Annotated in this window: 21 protein-coding genes; 17 read left to right on the plus strand and 4 right to left on the minus strand. The window is 37.1% G+C overall.

Features of this window, described 5'->3' with window-relative positions:
* The first annotated feature begins 39 nt into the window (after positions 1–39).
* Complete coding sequence (locus J7E67_RS21300; protein ID WP_214712141.1) at positions 40–201, plus strand: hypothetical protein; 162 nt, start codon at positions 40–42, stop codon at positions 199–201.
* 73 nt (positions 202–274) lie between these two features.
* Here J7E67_RS21300 and J7E67_RS21305 read toward each other — a convergent pair whose 3' ends face one another.
* Both J7E67_RS21305 and J7E67_RS21310 read right to left on the minus strand, forming a co-directional pair.
* Positions 275–454, minus strand: coding sequence for an H-type small acid-soluble spore protein (locus J7E67_RS21305; RefSeq protein WP_214712142.1), 180 nt, complete (start codon positions 452–454; stop codon positions 275–277).
* Between the two features lie 103 nt (positions 455–557).
* On the minus strand, positions 558–737 hold the full coding sequence (locus J7E67_RS21310; protein WP_088088598.1) for a hypothetical protein: 180 nt from the start codon (positions 735–737) through the stop codon (positions 558–560).
* A 517-nt stretch (positions 738–1,254) separates the two neighbouring features.
* Here J7E67_RS21310 and ltaS point away from each other — a divergent pair.
* The 3 genes from ltaS (at position 1,255) to J7E67_RS21325 (ending at position 4,835) form a co-directional block, all read left to right on the plus strand.
* The gene (gene ltaS, locus J7E67_RS21315) at positions 1,255–3,204 is read left to right on the plus strand and encodes a lipoteichoic acid synthase (protein ID WP_214712144.1); all 1,950 of its coding nucleotides are present in this window, start codon (positions 1,255–1,257) and stop codon (positions 3,202–3,204) included.
* Between the two features lie 85 nt (positions 3,205–3,289).
* A complete protein-coding gene (locus J7E67_RS21320) occupies positions 3,290–4,192 on the plus strand; it encodes a thermonuclease family protein (protein WP_214712146.1) in 903 nt (300 codons plus the stop codon).
* A gap of 130 nt (positions 4,193–4,322) precedes the next feature.
* The gene (locus J7E67_RS21325; protein ID WP_214732784.1) at positions 4,323–4,835 is read left to right on the plus strand and encodes an HD domain-containing protein; all 513 of its coding nucleotides are present in this window, start codon (positions 4,323–4,325) and stop codon (positions 4,833–4,835) included.
* A 40-nt stretch (positions 4,836–4,875) separates the two neighbouring features.
* Here the strand turns inward: J7E67_RS21325 and J7E67_RS21330 are convergent, their stop codons facing one another.
* Complete coding sequence (locus J7E67_RS21330; RefSeq protein ID WP_214712148.1) at positions 4,876–5,352, minus strand: hypothetical protein; 477 nt, start codon at positions 5,350–5,352, stop codon at positions 4,876–4,878.
* 196 nt (positions 5,353–5,548) lie between these two features.
* Between J7E67_RS21330 and J7E67_RS21335 the strand changes: the two genes are divergently transcribed.
* From J7E67_RS21335 to J7E67_RS21390, 13 genes are all read left to right on the plus strand, one after another.
* Complete coding sequence (locus J7E67_RS21335) at positions 5,549–8,956, plus strand: hypothetical protein (RefSeq protein ID WP_214732785.1); 3,408 nt, start codon at positions 5,549–5,551, stop codon at positions 8,954–8,956.
* Positions 8,957–9,172: 216 nt separating this feature from the next.
* Positions 9,173–10,351: a cation:proton antiporter gene (locus J7E67_RS21340; protein ID WP_214732786.1), complete on the plus strand. Its 1,179-nt coding sequence runs from the start codon at positions 9,173–9,175 to the stop codon at positions 10,349–10,351.
* A 184-nt stretch (positions 10,352–10,535) separates the two neighbouring features.
* Complete coding sequence (locus tag J7E67_RS31890; RefSeq protein WP_285290459.1) at positions 10,536–10,664, plus strand: hypothetical protein; 129 nt, start codon at positions 10,536–10,538, stop codon at positions 10,662–10,664.
* Between the two features lie 245 nt (positions 10,665–10,909).
* Positions 10,910–11,908, plus strand: coding sequence for an ABC transporter substrate-binding protein (locus tag J7E67_RS21345; protein WP_214712152.1), 999 nt, complete (start codon positions 10,910–10,912; stop codon positions 11,906–11,908).
* 122 nt (positions 11,909–12,030) lie between these two features.
* Complete coding sequence (locus J7E67_RS21350) at positions 12,031–13,062, plus strand: ABC transporter permease (protein WP_214712153.1); 1,032 nt, start codon at positions 12,031–12,033, stop codon at positions 13,060–13,062.
* Entirely contained in the window at positions 13,037–13,831 is a 795-nt protein-coding gene (locus J7E67_RS21355) for an ABC transporter ATP-binding protein (RefSeq protein WP_214712154.1), read from the plus strand. The genes J7E67_RS21350 and J7E67_RS21355 overlap by 26 nt, the downstream gene beginning before the upstream one ends.
* A 251-nt stretch (positions 13,832–14,082) precedes the next feature.
* The gene (hppD, locus tag J7E67_RS21360; RefSeq protein ID WP_214732787.1) at positions 14,083–15,198 is read left to right on the plus strand and encodes a 4-hydroxyphenylpyruvate dioxygenase; all 1,116 of its coding nucleotides are present in this window, start codon (positions 14,083–14,085) and stop codon (positions 15,196–15,198) included.
* Between the two features lie 105 nt (positions 15,199–15,303).
* Positions 15,304–15,924 (plus strand): flavin reductase family protein, encoded by a 621-nt coding sequence (locus J7E67_RS21365; RefSeq protein WP_214732788.1) that lies wholly within the window; start codon positions 15,304–15,306, stop codon positions 15,922–15,924.
* A gap of 5 nt (positions 15,925–15,929) precedes the next feature.
* A complete protein-coding gene (locus tag J7E67_RS21370; RefSeq protein WP_308161465.1) occupies positions 15,930–16,859 on the plus strand; it encodes a fumarylacetoacetate hydrolase family protein in 930 nt (309 codons plus the stop codon).
* 4 nt (positions 16,860–16,863) lie between these two features.
* A complete protein-coding gene (locus tag J7E67_RS21375; RefSeq protein ID WP_214712158.1) occupies positions 16,864–18,027 on the plus strand; it encodes a homogentisate 1,2-dioxygenase in 1,164 nt (387 codons plus the stop codon).
* Positions 18,028–18,138: 111 nt separating this feature from the next.
* Positions 18,139–18,753, plus strand: a complete 615-nt coding sequence (locus J7E67_RS21380; protein ID WP_214712159.1) for an NUDIX hydrolase — start codon at positions 18,139–18,141, stop codon at positions 18,751–18,753.
* A gap of 90 nt (positions 18,754–18,843) precedes the next feature.
* Positions 18,844–19,386, plus strand: a complete 543-nt coding sequence (locus J7E67_RS21385) for an NADPH-dependent FMN reductase (RefSeq protein ID WP_214712160.1) — start codon at positions 18,844–18,846, stop codon at positions 19,384–19,386.
* Positions 19,387–19,551: 165 nt separating this feature from the next.
* Positions 19,552–20,913, plus strand: a complete 1,362-nt coding sequence (locus tag J7E67_RS21390; RefSeq protein WP_214712161.1) for an aspartate kinase — start codon at positions 19,552–19,554, stop codon at positions 20,911–20,913.
* A 45-nt stretch (positions 20,914–20,958) separates the two neighbouring features.
* Here J7E67_RS21390 and J7E67_RS21395 read toward each other — a convergent pair whose 3' ends face one another.
* Positions 20,959–21,537, minus strand: coding sequence for a DUF2238 domain-containing protein (locus tag J7E67_RS21395; RefSeq protein WP_214712162.1), 579 nt, complete (start codon positions 21,535–21,537; stop codon positions 20,959–20,961).
* Positions 21,538–21,543 lie beyond the last annotated feature (6 nt).

Genomic DNA, 21,543 nt, shown 5'->3' on the forward strand with positions numbered 1-21,543 from the left:
CGCCATATTGGAAACCTTAACATAAAGGAGTGAGGAATAATGCCTAGAGGTAAAGAATTAGAACAACTTCCAATGTCGAATATCGCACCAGGTGCAGGAAAAGATGCAAGTCTGAACAACAGAGAAGTACTTGGGGGTATTGTCCAAGGAGAACAGCCAGAACCAAGTGATATAGAAAAAGAGAATGAAGATATGGTGTAAGGCAGGAATTCAATCCTGCCTTTTAAGTTGTAAAAAAAGACGATCTTTTCAATGAAAAGATCGTCTGAAAAAATTATTCCTCGATAAGTTCTCCAATTTCAACAACTGAACGTTCTTCCAAAGGGCCTCGTAAATGTACTGTTGCTGTATGTCCATCTTCATTTAATTGGTCAATCCAAACCGATGTACCATTATATTTTACTTCTATATCAGCAGATGATGACAAAATTTGTTTTACACGGTTAATATTCATTATATTCACTCCTATAAAATAGTCATTTAATGATCTTCATTTCATTCCAATAAAATACATTTGCAACTGCTTTCTTCTATTATATAATTGGCATTAAAAATTCTTAAGGGTAGTTGATATGTATACCATTGATAGTTCCTGGCTCGTCATCATCACCCAAGCTATTAAGATAATTTTCAAGCTCGACTTGGAGATCTTTTGGAGCGCCAGGCTTTAAATGCCAATTTCCTGGTTCATCAACAAAATATGGGCTTTTTGTAAATTCAGGCCTAATTCTGGGCATCGTATTCTCCTTTTAAATTTTTTCTACATTCCTCTGTGTATATGCTATCCAATGTTTAAGTAGTTCATTCAAGTAATCTTTCTCCTTACCGTATGTTAAAGATAAGTCTAAATTCATATTGCTCCTTCATACGTTCGGGTTTATGATATGTAGAAATGATGCCTCAAGGATTGTTCCGACTAAGATATAATTTATGGAAGAATAGAAAATTTAACAAGAAAAAAATTTGAAACTAAATAAAACTTATTTTGTCTTATATTATTGAAGATTGAAAACAGTCATGTCCCAAAGAGAACGGACATAAAAATAAAAGGTATATCTCAATTTTTAAGAAATGACCAAGTTGTTGAAGGTAATGATTTTGCTTGCCCGAGATGGCGGGGAAAAGTGTAGAATGTTGTAGAAAAGTATAGATAAAAATAGCAAGACTTATGTTTTTATTTTTTAAAGAAATGTGATATAGTGATTGAGGTTCGTTTACCGAAGCTTAATTGGTAAGTGAGAGGAGAATTTAAAGATGAATAAAATTAGACTACCAAAAACATTAACCAATAGTCATATTACATTCTTTATAGCAGCTGTTTTATTATTTTGGATCAAAACCTATGCTGCATATCAAATTGAATTTAACTTAGGTATTGAAAATAGCCTACAGAAGTTTTTGCTTTTAATAAATCCATTAAGTTCAGCACTTTTCTTCTTTGGATTTGCCCTGCTTTTTAAAAAGCATTCAAAATTGATTATGATATTAACAAATTTTCTATTATCATTCTTATTGTATGCAAATATTGCCTATTATCGATTTTTTAATGATTTCATTACGGTTCCGGTTCTAATGCAAACCAAAACAAACGCTGGTCAACTTGGCGACAGTGCACTTTCATTAATGTCTCCGTTTGACATTTTTTATTTTACAGATATGTTTATTTTAATCGCGTTAGCATTAACCGTATTCAAAAAAGTTACGGTGACGAACAGAAAGACCTTTAAGATTGTTCTATTATTTTCAATTACTACTTTTCTATTTAATTTAGGTTTAGCAGAAAAGGATCGTCCGCAGTTACTGTCACGTTCATTTGACCGAAATTATTTAGTAAAATACCTTGGAGCGTATAACTTTACCATTTATGATGTGATCCAAAATATAAAATCATCGAGTCAGCGGGCTTTAGCGGATAGCAGTGATATTACAGATGTTGAGAACTATCGTAAAGCAAACTATGCTGCACCAAATCCAAAATATTTTGGTAAAGCAAAAGGTATGAACGTAGTTTATATTTCGATGGAATCCTTTCAAAGCTTTATGATTGATTATAAAATGCCTAACGGACAAGAAGTAACACCATTTTTGAACTCATTAGCACATGACAATAATACCTTCTATTTTGATAATTTCTATCATCAAACAGGACAAGGGAAAACATCGGATGCCGAATTTCTAATGGAAAATTCATTATATCCAATGGCACAAGGTGCTGTTTTTGTTAACAAAGCCCAGAACACTTATCAAGCTATGCCTTCTATTCTAAAAGGACAGGGATATAGTTCTGCAGTGTTACACGGGAACTATAAGACGTTCTGGAATCGAAATGTTATCTATAAAGCATTTGGATACGATCAATTCTTTGATGCAGAATACTACAGCATGTCAGATGAAAATACAAAAAACTATGGAATGAAAGATAAACCTTTCTTTAAAGAATCTATTCCATTACTTGAAAGCTTAAAGCAGCCGTTCTATACAAAGTTTATTTCACTATCTAATCATTTCCCATTTGAAATGGATCCGGAAGATACTGATTTTCCTGCTGGGGATTACGGTGATACGGTTGTAAATCAATATTTCCAATCTGCAAACTATATGGATCAGGCATTTGAGCAATTCTTTAATGATTTAAAAGCTAATGGTATGTATGACAATACAATAATTGTAATGTATGGTGACCATTACGGAATATCTGAGAACCATAATGATGCAATGGCGAAGGTTATGGGTGTGGACGAAATTACACCTGCAATCAATGCAAAATTACAGCGTGTACCATTATTTATTCACGTACCTGGTGTAAAGGGTGGAATTCAACACCAAGTTGGCGGGGAAGTCGATGTCCGTCCAACCGTTCTCCATTTATTAGGTATTGATACGAAAGATTATATGGAATTTGGTTCAGATTTACTTTCTAAACAACACCGTAATTGGGCATTATTCAGAAACGGTGACTTTGTAACATCTGAGGCTATCCAAATAAATGAAAAATGTTACTCCTCTTTAACAGGTGAGTTATTAGAAGATAGTACTACATGTAAGGATGTAGATAGCAAAGTTAATACAGAGCTAAATATGTCCGATGAAATAGTTTACAAAGACCTGCTGCGGTTCTATAAGCCAAAAGGATATACACCGATCAATCCTAACGATTATGAATATCTAGGCCCAAAAGTTGACAAAGTAACAGAAGAAAAGTAACAAGGTCAAAGAGAGAGGAGCATTAACTTCTCTCTTTTTCTTTTGTTACAATAGATAAAATTAATAATTTAAAGGGGCACTATCTATGAACAACAGAATTCTCCAATTAATAATATCGTTTATCGTAATTATTCCTATCATTCTCTCAGGGTGTTCTAATAGCGAACCATCTAAGCAGAAAAGTGACTCTAAAACTTCCTCTGTTGTCAAAAACAATGAAGTTCATACGAATGAAACGAGCGATCCAAAGACACCTTCACTCTCTCAAACAGAAGTACCTCAATCGAAAACCGGTAATAAGAAATTACTTCCCGCAACTATCGTCAAGAATGTCGATGGTGATACTATTAATGTTAACCTTAATGGGAAGATAGAAAAGGTAAGAATGCTCTGTGTGGATACACCTGAGACACATCATCCCCGCTTAGGAGTACAGCCATTTGGACAAGAAGCCTCCGAGTATACAAAGGAAATTCTCTCCGTTGGTACTAAAGTTGAAATTGAACTTGGAATTGGAGACGGACGTGATAAATATGGGCGCCTACTTGCCTATATTTATGTTAATGGAAAAATGTTTAATGAAATGCTGTTGGAAAAAGGCCTTGCTCGTGTGGCCTATATTTATGCTCCGAACACCCAATATGTTGATGAATTTTATGCGATTCAAAAGAAAGCACAAGAAAAAGGTGTAGGAATCTGGTCGATTGAAAATTATGCTCAAGAGGATGGGTATAATACTGAAAATGTCAAAGAAACGGAAGAAAAAGGTACAAATTCAAAAGCATCTTCAGGGAACAACTATCAAAATAACCCAAGTGATGATCAGGAATCAAACTTAGATTGTAAAGGGAAGATCAAAGGGAATGCAAATTCTCATATCTATCATGTACCCGGCGGTAGTTTTTACGACTCCACCACCGACAACATCGTTTGGTTTTGTTCAGAAAAAGAAGCGCAGGATGAAGGGTACAGAAAGTCAAAACGCTAATCATTTGTTTAAAAGAAGCGGCGGGCCTTCGAATGCCTTCTGTTTTTTTTATATAAAAAAATAGCCATGTACCATTTGTTATCATATAATAAATGAAATATATTATTTTGAAAAAGTTAGGAGAGATCGCATGAGAGACGTTACCTTATTGAATATATTTGAACATCATATTGCCCAAAAATATTTGAACCGTTCTGGTCTTGCCCATGCGATTGCTGTAGCCTACCATGCCTTTCAATTAGGGAAGGAGCATCAACTGGATGTTGACATTGCTGCAAAAGCAGGGCTCCTCCATGACATGGGCCATTATACATGGTATAAAAATGGAAAATGGGATTATGACTTATACAAGCAAAATGACATTCACCCAATTAAAGGGGCTGAGCGGGCTCACAAGCTCTTAATCCGTCTTGGTGAAAATCCAATCAAAGCTAAGACGATTGCACTCGCCATTTTATTTCATACTGACTCCTTTCTACCATCAAACGATATCGTTCGGACACCATTACAACAAATTGTTAAATGGGCCGACGAAAAGGATGAGGAAGAAGGCGGCATGCACCATTACCGAACCATTGAATATGAACGTGCAAAACAAAGCATTATCCGCCTAGACGAATGGATCGACAATAAAGGTGAATAAAGATAAGGCGGTGCAAATGCACCGCCTTTGTTCAATCAAATTACTTCCTAGTAAAGCCTTCTTCTTGCAAAAACGCCTCAGCTTCCTCATAGGTATCAAAGGTAGCATCAAGGTTTAACCCATAATAGATATTCCAGGATTCATTTTCTTCAACTAGAATCAGGACATTATTTTCACTATCTACCCAACGTTCCTCTTTTGAATCTCCAATAATGGCTTCTTCAGCAGGCGTTTTTTCGACTGATGATAAGGATTGAATCGATTGTTTTAACAATTTACGGAGTTGGTCTTCGGAGAAATCACGGATATTGACCATTCCTTTTTCATCCGTATCATAATGGTCCAGCTGTCCAGCATAAACAAATCCATTCCCATTTGGGTGTAAGTGATAAACAATGTTTTTCTTATCAGAGATACTGCCTTCGAACTGAAAATTGACTCGTCCAAGTGAAACATTCTTTCGTTCCAACTCTGAAAATGATTCGATAATCGCTAATTTTTCATTATATGTAAGCATAGTTTCCTCCGTCTATTTAAGTAAATCCTCTTACATCATACAGATATTTTACCCAAACGTAAAATCTTTAAAAAAAGTGTTGCAGATTTCATGTTTTTTTGAGAATATATTGAAAATATTGAGTAATGGTGTAAAATTACACTATAGAGGAAAATTTTGTATGATTGCCATTTTGGTATGAATGTGGGGAGATTTCATGGATTCGAATATAAGAGAAGAGCAGAGGAAAATTTTTAGAAAAGAGTTATTCACTTTACGTGAAGAAGGGTACCTTTCTGAGGCAATTGTCGACACCGTAGCAAGGGCACATTATCAATATCATATGGATTTATTAGAAATGGAGGCAAAACCCCCATCCACTGAAAAAAATACGCCAATTCAAAAAGCTGCACCGCCAAAACCGCAAAAAGTGAAAAAAACGTTAACACCAGAAGAAATCCGTGAAAGGAATATTACCTGGTTATTAAACATTGGGGTAATCTTTTTATTAATAGGTGGATTGTTTGTTGCGACGAGTAATTGGGAATCAATGACAAGTTTCATGAAAAGTGGATCAATAGCAATTGTTGCCTTATTATTTTACGGTATTGCTTTTTTAACGAAGAAAATATTAAAAATTGAAAAGACGGCCTTTGCCTTCATTGTTCTTGGAAGTTTGTTTTTACCAATTTTTATCCTATCGCTTGGATGGTTTGGGTTATTAGGACCATATTTATCAATATCCGGGGAGGGACGTTATATACTCGGAACGCTCGGGAGTTTGCTGCCAATTATTGTTTACTATTTATTTGCAAAGAACTTAGTTTCTAGATTATTTGTTTGGTTTACCTATGTCTCAATAAGCATAGGAACTGCCTTTCTCTTAGCCAGCTTCCATCTAAAAATTGATTTCTTTTATCTAGGTTTAATGGTTTTTAATGCTATCTTTATTTTTGTATATCATCAGTTAAAACACAAGGAATCATTCAAATTATTTACGAATGAATTTATTCCGTACGTCCAAGTAAATCTTGTACTTTGTACCTTATTTATGCTTTTTTTATACGATAATGAGGTCTTACACAGCTTCAACCTGCTGTTAACAGCGATTATTTATTTATCAATGATGTATGTGAGCGGTCGAAAAGAATATCATTTCATTTTTAGTGTCATGATCGTTTATGGTGCCTATCAGTTAATTGAGCATAGCTTCCTCGATAGTTTTGGGGCGATTGTTTATGCATTAATTGGATTTGGGATTGTATTCGTTCCAAAGGCTATGGATGATAAATTCACATTAAATAAAGCCTTCCAATATACAAGTGCAGTAATCTCAGGTTTAGCGTTTATTTACATTAGCCTGGAAGGAATTCTCCTTCGTGCAGGCAATCCATCGATTGTGCTTATGCTTGCTTATTTTATCATTGCAGTTAACTTTATTTATTTATCCTCTCAAAGTTCTAGACGATTATTTCCGTATTTAAGCTCAGTTTTTGCAGCTTCTGGCATTTATGAAACGATTGCATTAGTAAGCCAGCCTTTCGATATGGTCAATTTTTCTCTTCAGTTGTCTTTAGCAGGTTTTATCCTATATTTTGGGTTAGGCATTGCGCTACTTTCAAAGTACGTAAAGATCATTCAGACTGCCTCCAGAGATGTAGGCTTATCGATAATGGTGCTTGCAATTTTGTCTGCAATTTCTTGGTTATTATGGTGGGAACTAGGCATTATGTTATTACTATTGGTGGTTGCTGCCTTTCTACTATATAAGAAGGAAACACGGATTTATCTTCAGGAGGCCGCTTTATGGAGTATTCCTGGTTTACTTGGTCTTTCCATCGTAGCTTTTGGAGAAGAAATTAATACAAATTTTTCTGTTTATCTTAATGAATATGGTTATGCAATAAATTTTGCGGCTGGGGCAATCATGGTTTTATTATTTAGTTTTGTATGGAAAAAAGTTGGGGAAAAGGAATTAGGTGTTATATCAATATATACCTCACAGGTACTCTATACATTTGCCATTTTCCATGCTTTGCTAAGTCCGATTAATCATTTATGGGTTCAGCCGCTTGTTTTGTTGGTTGGAATCGGTATGTATTTTTATTTATATAAAAAAGTTGGTACGAAGTGGGTCCCTTTTATTGTAAGTATCTCAGTACTGCTTACGTATTTTTCGATTATCCAAGCTATTACGCTTAAATTTTCATTAAGTAATACCATTAATTCACTAATTGCTTCAACAAGTGCAGTGGTCATGCTTCTAATCGCTTATCTCAGTCAGAAAAATGACTTGAATCTTTCCATTGCCTTTGCTTGGGTTGGACACAGCATTTATCCACTAGCGCTATTCTTCACATGGTTTGCCTATCAGTCAGACTCGATTTATAGCTTTATCTTGGCAGTGTTTGTATATGCTTTTAGTACAAAGTTTACTAAGGTAGAATGGAAGATAAAAGTTTTTCTTTATGGGAGCTTTACGTCCCTCTACTTTATTGTTTCAACTGGGTTAGATCAATTAATCAATCGATATTTTGGAAACTATGAATTCCCTATCACTAGCGGTTTCATTCTTCTATTTGCATTTTTCGCTAAGGATGAATTTAAGAAACGGACAGCTTATTATTTCGTCCCATTTTCAACAATCGGAATTGTGTTTACATTAATTACCTATCCGTTTGATTTGCTGCCGTATCTTGTCACGCTTGCCTATATTGTTGGGACACTGTTTTATATGCATAAAATCAAATGGGATCTTCTAGGGGTCATCCCATCATTTTTAGCATTTATTGCAACGATTGAATACTCTTATCTTGGTGAATTAGATGAACTCGATAAAATGATTCTGTCTGGTAGCTTAGGGATTGTTCTGTTGATTATTGGCCAATTCGTTTATAAAAAGCTAGTTGAATATGGATCGAACATTCAGCAAACAAAATTCGATGGATTTACGCTAGTTTCATTCATGTTTTTCGCTCTTATGTACAGTTTCGAGAATCAATACATCTGGTGTCAGGCACTGCCAGGATTGCTTATTTCAGCTTCCTTTTTGCTGCAAAGGAAAAGGGTGCCTGCCAGGTTCTCTGTCCTTTTGACAATAATTGGTGGAGCCTATTTGTTACAACCATACTATTCCATAATGGCTATGCTTCATATTCCGTCATTATGGGAACGTGAAGTGATTGTCCTTCCGTTTATAATTCTAATCATTTTCATTCGACGTTGTTTAAAGGGAAGTTATTCTGATATAACGAAGGCTGTTCAATGGGGAGTCCTAATAATCGTATCCCTATTATTAATCCAAGATGGTTTAGCAAGCAACACGATTTATGATGCAATCATTTTAGGAACACTTTCATTGTTAGCGATGATGGCAGGTATGCTCCTGCAAATTAAATCCTATTTCTTTGTTGGGGCAGGTGTATTATTATTAAATGTCTTCCTGCAAACTAGACCATACTGGGGGAATATGCCATGGTGGTTCTATTTATTAATTGCTGGTCTTATCTTGATTACCGTAGCAAGCTTTAATGAATGGAATAAGCAAAAAGTAAATAAAGGTGAATCGACCTTTATCACCAGTTTCAAGGAAAAAGTAATTGATAAAATGAAAAAGTGGGACTAAAGGGGAAAGACCGCCTGCAATTAATTCTCATTGAATAAAAACATAAAGTTTGTTATTATAGTAATAATTAAATAAATCATTTATTGTTTTTGGAGGAGCCTGTCACCAAGGGATATCTATGTCCCGTGGTTGACAGGCTTTTTTTGTTTTCTCCCAAAAAGGGTCTGATTTTTATAAAGCAGACCCTTTAATTTTTTAGGAAGGAAAGGTGATTGGATGGAATTAATTTTTGAATTAGCGATTATTTTATTTGCATCTAAGATTGCTGGGGATATTTGCGTTAAATTAGGTCAGCCCTCGGTTCTAGGGAAGTTGTTAATAGGGGTTATTTTAGGTCCAGCTGTGTTAGGCCTCGTTTCAGATACGAAAACATTGGCAGACCTAAGCCAAATTGGTGTCATCTTGTTAATGTTTATAGCAGGTATGGAGACTGATTTAAATGAATTTAAACGCGCGTGGAAGGCATCAACCTTCGTTGGAATCAGTGGAATCATTGTTCCTTTAGTTTCAGGTTACTTAGCAGGAATTTTGATGAAAATGACAACATTTGAAGCCTTATTTTTAGGATTATTACTTTCAGCAACAAGTGTAAGTATTTCCGTTCAAGCACTTAAAGAGTTAAATAAAATGAAATCTAAAGAAGGGACCGCGATTTTAGGGGCTGCCGTCATTGATGATGTTCTTGTGATTATCGCCCTGGCCTTTTTAATGAGTATGGCCGGTGGAGAAGTGAATTTAAGCATGATGATTATTAAAAAGGTCCTCTTTTTCATGAGTGCTATTTTAGTAGCTTGGAAGGTGGTTCCATGGGTTTTAAAGAAATTTGCCCGATTAAAGGTCACAGAGCCGCTCGTCACGGGTGCATTAATCATTTGCTTCCTGTTTGCCTATGTAGCCGAAATAACAGGTGTTGCGGCGATTATAGGGGCGTACATCGCTGGGGTTGCTATTAGTCAAACAGAATATAAACTTAAAATATTTGAGAAAGTGGAAACAATCAGCTATTCCATTTTTGTACCTATATTTTTTACCTCGATAGGGGTGGCAGTAAGCTTTGACGGAATATCGAAAAATTTCGGGCTAATTATCGGTTTTAGCATCCTAGCCATTTTAACCAAGTTAATCGGTGCTGCAATGGGAGCAAAACTAGCTCATTTTTCCTGGAAGAGTTCACTTGGAATTGGAGCTGCTATGGTTTCACGTGGAGAGGTTGCCTTAATTATTGCCTCGATTGGTATGGAGACAAAATTAATCAGTCAGGAATTATTTGCTGTTTTAGTGGTAGTAGTACTAGTTACTACCATCGTGACACCCCCAATGATGAAGTATTTTTTCAGTGAAGGTAATAAACAAACAGAAATGAAAAAACCAGTTTTAAGTAAAATAGGAAGCTAGCTTAAAAACAAAAATTTTATGAAAAATTATTAGTGAAATATATCATACTTTCACTAGTAATTTACAAATAAGTTCTAGTCCTTTTTCGTTTTATGAAGATTGATTGAAATTGTACCCCCATTATTCTAATGGATTAGTCGAATATTATATTAAAGAATACAGACTAACATTCAGGAGGTTAGAAATGGGAACCGTGATCATTGATATCGACAAATTACTAGAAGTAACGTCAAATCTAACATCTGAGAAAAGCAACAATAAAATGAAAAAGGTTGAAATTGACCTCTTACTTGAAAATACCCGTGATTGGTAAAAATAATATTATCCAGATAGTTTTCTAGAATGCCTTCCATTTAAAAGAAGGCATTTTTTGTTGTTTAAAAAGAAAGTGAAGGTTTTTAATAATGTCAAGATTTCCTATTAAATTATGCTGCTTTAAAGCGAAAAAATATTTTACGCATTTCTATTGCTTTTCGTGCAAAAAAATACTAGAATAATTTTTAATATATTAAATTTTATGAAAATTAGTATTTTATTATTTAAGGGGGATTTAGCTAGATGAAGAAAAAAGTTAAAGTATTGTCGATTGCCTTAGCGGGAATGATGTTGCTTGCAGGCTGCGGTAGTAAAGAAAAAGCAGGGGGTTCTGAAAAAGAAGGAGCGGATAAGGAGTTCAAAGTTGGAATTACCCAGTTTGCCCCACACCCATCTCTAGACGCTGCGACAGAAGGCTTTAAAAAAGCCTTAAAGGATAAAGGGATTAAGGTAAGCTATGATGAACAAAATGCTCAGGCAGATATGAACAACACTCAAACAATTGCCAATAATTTTGTCGGTGATAAAGTGGATTTAATTTTTGCTAATGCCACTCCAAGTGCAACGGCAGCATTGAATGCAACCAAGGATATTCCGATTATCTTTACATCGGTGACAGATCCTGTGGGAGCAGGTTTGGTAGAGGCTTTTGATAAACCAGGGAAAAACATTACTGGTACAACCGATAACCATCCAGAAGCAACGAAAAAAACAATTAGCTTTATTACGGACGAAGTGAAAGCAAAAAATATTGGTGTGATCTATAACTCTGGTGAACAAAATTCAGTGGTTCAGGTGAAAGAAGTTAAGAAAATTGCTGAAGAGAAGGGTGCTAAACTTGTTGAAGTATCTGTTTCAACTACAGCAGAAGTGAAGCAGGCAGCTGAATCATTAGTTGGCCGTGTTGATGCGATTTATGTTCCAACTGACAATACCGTAGTTACTGCTCTTGATACGGTTATTGCCGTTGCAAACAGCAAAAAAATTCCACTTTTCGTTGGTGAACTTGATTCCATGAAAAAAGGAGCCGTTGCTGCCAGCGGGTTCAGCTATTTCGATCTTGGCTATCAATCTGGTTTAATGGCTGCTGATATTTTAAGCGGGAAGAAGAAGGTATCTGAAATTCCAGTAGAACTTCCAAACAGCTTAAAGCTTGTCATTAATACGAAGGCTGCCGAAGCTCAAGGCTTAACAGTAAATGAAGCTTGGAAAAGTTTAGGCGAGTTTTTCGAAGGTAAATAAAATTATATTTTTCATGAATGGAGCCTTCGTTTGAAGGCTCCATCCATGAACCAAACATTAGCTTGAAATAGGTTATTGCATCTTAGAAGCAGGCTTAATGATTTAAAGAAAGGATGATCTCAATGTTTACAGCCATATTTGGATCATTTGAAGCAGGTATTATCTATGCGATTATGGCACTAGGCGTCTATCTTTCCTTTCGTATTCTGGATTTTCCAGATTTAACGGTGGATGGGAGTTTTGTGACGGGGGCAGCAATTTCAGCTGTAATGATTGCGAATGGAACCGATCCATTTTTAGCAACAATCATGGCGTTATTCGCCGGTTTTGCAGCTGGATGTATGACAGGTCTTCTCCATACATTTGGAAAGATTAATAACTTGCTTTCCGGAATTTTAATGATGATTGCACTTTATTCAATAAATCTTCGAATCATGGGACGCTCAAATATCCCATTATTAAATACAGATACAGCTTTTACGAAAATTAGTGGATTTTTTGAAAAGACAGGAATTGATTCATTTTTAAATAACATTCTCTCCATGGTGGGTCTCGGCGACAGCTTGCCGGAAACATGGGGAATTCTTATTTTTATGATTATCGTAACATTTGTGATTAAATTCTTTACCGATCTGTTTTTGAAAACCGAAATTGGGCTTGCCGTCAGGGCTACGGGAGATAATAAACGGATGATTCGCAGCCTTTCTGCTAATACCAACCTCCTTGTTGTCCTTGGCTTAGGTCTTTCAAATGCTCTTGTAGCTTTCTCAGGTGCTCTGATTGCCCAGCAAGGTGGATTTGCAGATGTGGGTATGGGGATTGGGATGATTGTGATTGGTCTAGCCTCCGTTATTATTGGTGAAGCCTTATTTGGTACAAAAACGATTGCTAGGACCACTCTCGCTGTTATTGGCGGATCGATTATTTATCGAATTGTTGTTACTTTAGCATTACGGGTAGATTTCTTGGACCCTGGTGATATGAAGCTGATTACTGCTCTCATTGTTATTCTTGCTCTTACTACTCCAAAGATTATTGAAAGTTCTAAAGAGAGAAAGCGGAAATCCCGCAGAAGATCTGAAAGATCAAACATCATGCAGACTTCTGGCCATGCGAAGGGGGACAATCATGTTACAATTAAATCAGATTCATAAGATATTTAATGAAGGGACACCTGATGAAAAAATCGCCATTGATCATGTGAACCTAACCCTTCAGCCTGGTGATTTCGTAACGGTAATTGGCAGTAACGGGGCGGGGAAATCAACCTTAATGAATATCATTTCAGGTGTGTTAATCCCGGATGTAGGGGAAGTACATATTGGCGGAAAAAATGTCACTAATATGTCAGAGTTTAAACGGTCAAAAATGATCGGTCGTGTTTTTCAGGATCCAATGGCCGGTACGGCTCCAAGTATGACGATTGAAGAAAATCTTGCCATGGCTTATTCTCGGAATAAAATGAGAACACTTCGGCAAGGAGTTACAAAAAAGCGACGTGATTATTTTCGTGAGGTATTGGAATCACTGCATCTGGGCCTCGAGAACCGCCTAAGTGCAAAGGTAGGCTTGTTATCCGGGGGAGAACGTCAAGCACTATCCCTGTTAATGGCAACCTTCACAGAGCCTTCCATCCTCCTTCTTGATGAACATACGGCAGCACTTGATCCATCAAGAGCGGAATTAATTACGAACTTAACGAGAGAAATTGTAGACAAATATAAACTGACCACATTAATGGTTACTCATAACATGCAGCAAGCCATTGACTTAGGCAATCGATTAATCATGATGGATAAGGGCCAAATTATTTTAGAGGTCAATGAGGAAAATAAGAAACAATTAACAATTGAAGGTTTACTGATGGAGTTTAAAAGGATACGTGGGGTACAAATGTCAAGTGATCGTGCCATTCTTTCCTAATAGGAAAAATTTTTTTTTGAGTGTCTATTTTAGATTTGCTTTTATAAAAAGTATTTCCAATATCATTAAAGGAGAAACTGCCTGTTTTGGGTAAGTTTCTTTTTGTATTTTGGGAAATAATTCGAAGATATCTAAATTACTTTAGTACAAAAAAGCGTTATTGCTTTACTTCCCATCCTTGAAAGGACAAGATTCTTTCATTTAGAATTAATTCAGAATATTATTACTTTTAAACTAATGGGGGTTTCTAAATGAAAGAAAATAGAGTAAGAGCAGACCAATTAGTTGATGATTTTTTCCCCGTTCGAGATGTTGATTATATTGAAATTTACACAGGGAATGCCAAGCAAGCATGTCACTTTTTTTGCACTGCCTTTGGATTTCAACCAGTAGCTTACGCTGGTCTTGAAACTGGTAATCGTGAAACCGCTTCCTATTGTTTAAAGCAACGGAATATTCGCCTCGTCCTTACAGGCTCCTATACCGAAGACAGTGGAGTTTCCCAATTTGTAAAAAAACACGGTGACGGTGTGAAGGACATAGCCCTGTTAGTCGATAATGTTGAGAAAGCTTTTGAAGAGGCAGTGAAAAGAGGAGCCATTGTGATTGCTGCCCCATCTGAAATCAAGGATGAAACAGGTGTGATTAAAAAAGCCGTTCTTGGAACATATGGGGATACCATCCATACGTTAATTGAACGGAAAAATTATCAAGGGGAATTTTTACCCGGGTATGTCGTATACTCGGCGCCACTTCCGATTAAAGATGCCGGGTTAATTGGGATCGATCATGTAGTGGGAAACGTGGAGAGGATGGAGGAGTGGGTCGAATATTACGCTAAGGTAATGGGCTTTAAGGAAATGAAACATTTCTCTGACAAGGACATCACGACGGAATACTCAGCTCTAATGTCAAAGGTTATGCATAACGGAGGGCGGATTAAATTCCCAATCAATGAACCGGCAGTCGGAAAACGCAAATCACAAATACAGGAATATCTAGAATTCTACAATGGTCCGGGTGTCCAGCATTTGGCGATATTAACGGAAGATATTGTATCAACTGTCGCTATTTTAAAGGAGAATGGGGTAGAATTCCTGAATACTCCACCAGCATATTATGAATCCTTAGGTGAACGCATCGGTAAAATTGATGAAGAAATTGAAAAGCTTCGCGAACTAAATATTTTAGTAGACCGTGATGATGAGGGGTATTTACTGCAAATTTTTACAAAACCAATCGTAGACCGTCCGACATTATTTGTTGAAATTATTCAACGAAAAGGGGCACGTGGTTTTGGTGAAGGAAACTTTAAAGCTTTATTTGAGTCAATTGAACGGGAGCAGGAAAGACGAGGAAATCTCTAATATAAAGAGCAAGGGTTTAAAGGACAAAAGTATAGAGCGGAGTAGGAAAAGGGAGAGATATTACTCCCTTTTTTTAAAAGTTAACCTGTAAGGGGTGAATATGTTATGGAGATCTCGCCGAAAACACTGGAATGGAGAGAGGCATATAAACTATTAGTTGGTTCGATCCTTCCCCGTCCAATTGCTTTTGTTTCGACCATAGATGGAAATGGGGTAGCTAATGCAGCACCATTTAGTTTTTTTACTGCGATTTGTGCGGACCCCATGCTTATCTGTTTTTCACCGATGAGAAGAGGAACGGATGGGGCTAAGAAAGATACACTTGTAAATATTGAAAGCACAGGTCAATTTGTTATTAATATTGTAAGTAATAGCATGGCTGAGCAAATGAATGACTGTGCGATCGAATTCAACCCGGATATCGACGAAATAGCAGAAGTGGGTTTAACGAAGGAACCAAGTTTAAAGGTGAGTGTACCGCGTATCAAGGAATCACTCGTTCATTTAGAATGTGAATTAGAGCAGGTATTACATTTTGGTAATAAGCCCGGTGCAGGGAGCCTTGTAATAGGAAAAGTAGTTCATGTCCATGTGACCGATGAACTATTTGATATAGGGAGAATTGATACGGCCAAGCTGAACCCAATTGGACGGATGGCTGGGAACATCTATACTGACCCGTTAGCTAAAATGTTTGAAATGGATCGAAAAATGGAGAAAAGGTGAGTGTCGTGAAATTCGTTACTTTTGAAAAAATGGATGGGACAATCCGAGCAGGCTGGTTACTTGACCAAGACCATGCCATTGATATGTATGAGGCATCAGGCGGGGTGCTGCCAAGTAATCTATTAGCTTTTCTTGAAAATAGTGACGCCAATCTGGAAACAGTGGCTAGTTTAACCCCATTTACAAAGGGACAAAAAGGAGTTTATCCATTGAGTCAACTTTGTTTAAAGGCACCACTACCTATTCCGAGGAGTTTTCGTGATTTTTATGCATTTGAGCAGCATGTGAAAACAGCGAGGGAGAATAGGGGCCTCGAGATGATTCCAGAATGGTACGAAATCCCTGTCTTTTACTTTTCCAATCATCTTGCAATTAAGGGACCAGGAGAGGAAATAATCAAGCCTGTAAATTGTAACTGGCTTGATTATGAGCTGGAGATCGCATGCATTATTGGCAAAAAAGGCAGAAATATTTCCGCAGATGAGGCAGATGAGTATATTTTTGGCTATTGTATTTTAAATGATTGGAGCGCAAGAGACCTACAAAGAAGGGAAATGAAGATTGGACTGGGGCCTGCAAAGGGGAAGGATTTCTCGACATCGATTGGACCGTGGATTGTCACAAAAGACGAGTTAGAACCATTTAAATTAGGAAAGGGCTTCAATCTTTCGATGAAAGCCCGTGTCAATGGGGTTCTTCTTTCCAAGGGGAATATGAAAGACTTATATTATTCATTTGCTGAGATGATTGAGAGGGCTTCTGCTGGCGTGACTTTATACCCTGGAGAGATGATTGGTTCAGGTACAGTTGGATCTGGATGTATTCTTGAGCTTGGAGAGAAGGTCCATCGCTGGCTTATGCCTGATGATCAAGTCGAACTAGAGATTGATTATCTTGGAGTGTTACAGAATGAGATAATCGCTGAAGAGAGGTGAGAAGATGTATTACCGTCAAATGGGTAAGATTCCGCACAAACGGCATACGATGTTTAAAAAGGAAGATGGGAGTCTTTACAGAGAGCAGGTAATGGGGACTCGTGGATTCTCTGGAACCCAATCTATTTTGTATCATCAATATATGCCGACAGAAGTGGTGAAGGCAGAAATGGTCGGCAACTACTTACCCGAATATGAAGACCAGCAGCCGCTAAAACACCGCCACTTTTTTACAAGTAAAGTAGTAACCAAAGGGGACGCCCTAAAGGCAAGGGAATATATTTTGGGAAATCAGGATTTATTAATTGGAACAGCCAATGTGACGATGGCGATGCAAAGCTATTATCGGAATGGTGATGGCGATGAAATGCTTTATGTCCACTATGGCTCAGGGAAACTAGAAACAATGTTCGGGAACCTTTCTTACAGTCCGGGTGATTATCTTATTATTCCGATTGGTACCATTTACCGTGTGATCCCGAACGAAAATGAAGAAACGAAAATGTTGTTTGTTGAATCCTTCAGCCAAATAACAACTCCTAGAAGGTACCGAAATGAATATGGTCAACTTTTAGAGCATAGCCCATTTTGTGAAAGAGACCTTCGTGGACCGGAAGAATTGACGACATTTGATGAAAAGGGTGAATTTGAGGTTTTAACGAAATCAAGAGGGAAGTTATCCTCACATATCATTGGACATCATCCACTTGATGTAGTTGGCTGGGATGGGTATTTATATCCATGGGCCTTTAACATCGCAGATTTTGAACCAATCACAGGAAGAGTCCATCAGCCGCCACCCGTCCATCAAACCTTTGAAGGTAATAATTTTGTCGTTTGCTCATTCGTCCCGAGGCTGTATGATTATCATCCAGAATCGATTCCTGCTCCCTATTATCATAGTAACGTTAACAGTGACGAACTCCTTTATTATGTGGAAGGAAATTTTATGAGTCGTAAAGGAGTACAGGAGGGTTCCATCACGCTTCATCCAGGCGGGATCCCACATGGACCTCATCCTGGGAAAACGGAAGCGAGTATTGGAAAAAAGGAAACTCTTGAACTGGCCGTTATGATCGACACCTTTCATCCTCTAAAAATCGTAAAAACCGCACAAAAAATAGAAGATGCCAACTATATGTATTCTTGGTATGAAAAGAAGGATTAATGATTTTTCAGAACAATCCAACGTATTACAAGTTGGATTGTTTTTTCAATCTAAGGTAAAAAGTGGTATGGTAGTAATAAGAAAAAATTGTAAATGAATAGAGGTGAAATCATGGAACTGGAATCAATAGTAACTAAATTAAAAAGTCATACTCCTAAAATTCTTGGAAGTGAGAAATTTTCAAAATATGCTGTCATGGTACCACTCATTGAAAAAGAGGATGGGATTCACGTGTTGTTAGAGGTTCGTTCCCTAGAACTAAGGAGGCAGCCTGGAGAAATATGTTTTCCAGGGGGGGGAATTGACGCACAGGATATCGATGAAAAAGATGCAGCTATCCGAGAAACGGTTGAGGAATTAGGAATTACCAAAGAGCAAATTGCAGACATTAACCCACTAGATTATATGATTTCACCATTTGGAATGATTATCTATCCTTTTGTTGGATACATTAAACATCCGAATAGGATCGTTCCAAATCCATCAGAAGTCGGGGAGATTTTTACTGTACCACTATCTTTTTTTATAAATAATGAGCCAGAGATATATCATATTGAATTTAGGCCGGAACCTGAAGAGAATTTTCCCTTTGACCTAATTGTCGGCGGGGAGAATTATAATTGGCGGACTCGAGGGGTCGAGGAATATTTCTACCGGTATCAAGGAAAAGTAATTTGGGGATTAACCGCTAAGATTCTTTCCCATTTTATTGAACTTATTCGTTAGTATCTATAAGAGCATATCCTTGGTTATTTTAAGAAACAATGATTATAGTTATATTGCAGCTTGAAATTCAAGGATAAGGAGTTTATTTTTATGAAAATCGTAGCAATCGTTGGCAGTAATAGAAAGCAATCTATTAATAAAAAGCTGGTAGAATTACTGAAGGAACGTTATCTCGAAAAAGTTGAAATTGAGATATTACCGATCGAAGACCTTCCAATGTACAACCAGGATGATGAGTTAACACCAGCAGAAGTTGTGATTCAAATCAAAAAAATAGTGGCAGCAAGTGATGGTGTATTAATTGCCACTCCAGAATATAATCATGCCATTCCTGCATTTTTGAAAAATGCACTTGATTGGTTTTCGCGAGTGGATAAAGTAATGATGAAAAAACCAGTAATGATTGTTGGCGCCACACCAGGTGTTCTTGGAACAGTAAGAGCACAGGTTAATCTTAGACAAATATTAGCTGCTATGGGAGCATTAACGATTCCAGGAAATGAAGTATTTATCAATGCTGTCCATGAAAAGGTGGATGAAGACGGGAAATTAACACATGAACCTACACTTGGATTCCTAGATACTGTGATGAATAACTTTATCGATTGGGTAGAAAAAACAAAACATTTGTAAACGAACATCTAAAACAGTGGATTTCGAGAGGAAATCTACTGTTTTTTTTTATCTCACTGTCCACTGCTGGTGTACAAATGTCTTTGTATAAAAGAAATAACTTGATTATTTTCTGAATATCGTTAAAATTAAAATTATATTTTTAGATATTAGGGAGATGTAGGGATGAAGGTCGTAAAGTTTGGCGGGTCCTCGTTAGCATCCGGAAAACAAATTGAGAAGGTATTTAAGATAGTTGTTTCAGATTCCGAGCGGAAGGTAGTTGTAGTATCTGCGCCAGGAAAAAGGTTTTCGGAAGATAACAAGGTAACTGATTTATTAATTGAATGTGGAGAGTTATGTTTACAAAATAAAAATCCAAGGGAAAAATTTGATGCAGTCATCGATAGATATTCCACTATCGCCGAAGAATTATCCCTACCTTTAGAAATTATTAACGAAATTCATGACGATTTAACAAAGAGGTTGAGTAGCGACAAAACAAAACCGGATCGTTTTCTGGATTTATTAAAAGCGAGCGGTGAGGATAATCACGCCAAATTGGTAGCAGCTTATTTCCAGGAGCAGGGGGTTGAGGCCTATTATGTTGACCCTAAAGAAGCCGGTCTCCTTGTCAGTGATGAGCCTGGCAATGCTCAAGCATTACCAGAAGCCTATAGTCAGTTATATTCGCTGCACGATCGTTCTGGGATATTAATTTTCCCTGGATTCTTTGGATATAGCAAACAAGGAGAGGTTTTTACCTTTTCGCGAAGTGGGTCCGATATTACTGGTTCAATCCTTGCAAATGCACTGAAAGCAGACTTATATGAGAACTTTACGGATGTAGATGCTGTTTATTCCGTGAACCCTTCTATTGTAAAGGAGCCGAAGGAAATAAAGGAATTAACCTACCGGGAAATGCGAGAGCTTTCATATGCAGGATTTACCGTATTACATGATGAAGCACTTGTTCCAGCATTCAGAGCGGGAATACCTGTTCAAATCAAAAATACAAACAATCCAAGTGCACCAGGAACGAGGATTGTTTATGAGCGAGACAATACGAATGGGCCTGTTATTGGAATTGCAAGTGATCAAGGTTTTTGTAGTATATATGTAAGCAAATACTTAATGAATAGAGAGATAGGTTTTGGCCGCAAGCTTTTAAGTATCTTAGAGGACTTCGGACTATCCTATGAACATACGCCTTCTGGAATTGATGATGTTTCTGTTATCCTCCGTGAAAATCAAATGGATGCAGAAACGGAAAAGGCGATTAAAGAACGGATTGAAACTGAATTACATGCCGATCAAGTGAAATTTGAACATAGCCTAGCTCTCATTATGGTTGTGGGAGAGGGCATGCGCCATAATGTAGGAACAATGGCAAGAGCCTCCAAAGCATTGGCGAAAGCTAGTATTAATATCGAAATGATTAACCAAGGTTCATCTGAGGTGAGCATGATGTTTGGGGTTAAAGTAGTAGATGAAAAAAGAGCGGTTCAAGCTCTTTATGAGGAATTTTTTGTCGCAGTAACGGTTTAATTTTAAGCGTAGTAAAAAGGTACGTCAAAAACGACGTACCTTTTTCTATCGCCCCTTTTTTAACTTAATCCTTGTTCGAATCCCAGCCCACATTGCAATAACAAGTCCGCCAATTGTATCAGCAATTAAATCCGTCATCGTATCTTTATTTCCGCCGCCTTGTAAGGTCATATCAAAAATTTGGTCAGAGCTAAATTCATAAATTTCCCATAGTACTCCACCGAGTGCTGCAAAGGATAACGTAAATAAAAACACAAACCATGGCGATATTTTATCCCCCGCATTTCTATGGATCAATCGTTCATATAAAGCAATTCCAGAAAAAGCGAGAATGGCTCCACTGACCACGTGCATAAAGGTGTCCCACCAACCGAGTCCATACCAGCCTAATATGGAACCGAGATATTGTGAACCGACTAAGAAAATTAAATAAGAAATGACAATGGGCAAATTGAATTGGAGCTTAGTAAATAAGGCCAATAATAAAGGGACTGCTCCACAAACAATTCCTCCAATGGCAACTGTTCCTTTAAAGGTTACATCGTTTGAAAAGTAGTAGACGGCTAATGCTGCCATAAAAATGACATAGATTAAACTGAAAATGATGACAAGCTTTCGATTCATAAATTT

Source organism: Bacillus sp. ISL-46 (assembly GCF_018613205.1).

Bases quoted from the DNA above. Each gene is read 5' to 3' on its own strand.
- J7E67_RS21340 (WP_214732786.1), top strand. From the start codon at position 9,173: ATGGAATTAATTTTTGAATTAGCGATTATTTTATTTGCATCTAAGATT.
- J7E67_RS21330 (WP_214712148.1), bottom strand. From the start codon at position 5,352: ATGCTTACATATAATGAAAAATTAGCGATTATCGAATCATTTTCAGAG.
- J7E67_RS21395 (WP_214712162.1), bottom strand. From the start codon at position 21,537: ATGAATCGAAAGCTTGTCATCATTTTCAGTTTAATCTATGTCATTTTT.
- J7E67_RS21350 (WP_214712153.1), top strand. From the start codon at position 12,031: ATGTTTACAGCCATATTTGGATCATTTGAAGCAGGTATTATCTATGCG.
- J7E67_RS21320 (WP_214712146.1), top strand. From the start codon at position 3,290: ATGAACAACAGAATTCTCCAATTAATAATATCGTTTATCGTAATTATT.
- J7E67_RS21325 (WP_214732784.1), top strand. From the start codon at position 4,323: ATGAGAGACGTTACCTTATTGAATATATTTGAACATCATATTGCCCAA.
- J7E67_RS21390 (WP_214712161.1), top strand. From the start codon at position 19,552: ATGAAGGTCGTAAAGTTTGGCGGGTCCTCGTTAGCATCCGGAAAACAA.
- J7E67_RS21365 (WP_214732788.1), top strand. From the start codon at position 15,304: ATGGAGATCTCGCCGAAAACACTGGAATGGAGAGAGGCATATAAACTA.
- hppD (WP_214732787.1), top strand. From the start codon at position 14,083: ATGAAAGAAAATAGAGTAAGAGCAGACCAATTAGTTGATGATTTTTTC.
- J7E67_RS31890 (WP_285290459.1), top strand. From the start codon at position 10,536: ATGGGAACCGTGATCATTGATATCGACAAATTACTAGAAGTAACGTCA.
- J7E67_RS21300 (WP_214712141.1), top strand. From the start codon at position 40: ATGCCTAGAGGTAAAGAATTAGAACAACTTCCAATGTCGAATATCGCA.
- J7E67_RS21310 (WP_088088598.1), bottom strand. From the start codon at position 737: ATGCCCAGAATTAGGCCTGAATTTACAAAAAGCCCATATTTTGTTGAT.
- J7E67_RS21380 (WP_214712159.1), top strand. From the start codon at position 18,139: ATGGAACTGGAATCAATAGTAACTAAATTAAAAAGTCATACTCCTAAA.
- J7E67_RS21385 (WP_214712160.1), top strand. From the start codon at position 18,844: ATGAAAATCGTAGCAATCGTTGGCAGTAATAGAAAGCAATCTATTAAT.
- J7E67_RS21305 (WP_214712142.1), bottom strand. From the start codon at position 454: ATGAATATTAACCGTGTAAAACAAATTTTGTCATCATCTGCTGATATA.
- J7E67_RS21335 (WP_214732785.1), top strand. From the start codon at position 5,549: ATGGATTCGAATATAAGAGAAGAGCAGAGGAAAATTTTTAGAAAAGAG.
- ltaS (WP_214712144.1), top strand. From the start codon at position 1,255: ATGAATAAAATTAGACTACCAAAAACATTAACCAATAGTCATATTACA.
- J7E67_RS21345 (WP_214712152.1), top strand. From the start codon at position 10,910: ATGAAGAAAAAAGTTAAAGTATTGTCGATTGCCTTAGCGGGAATGATG.
- J7E67_RS21355 (WP_214712154.1), top strand. From the start codon at position 13,037: ATGTTACAATTAAATCAGATTCATAAGATATTTAATGAAGGGACACCT.
- J7E67_RS21375 (WP_214712158.1), top strand. From the start codon at position 16,864: ATGTATTACCGTCAAATGGGTAAGATTCCGCACAAACGGCATACGATG.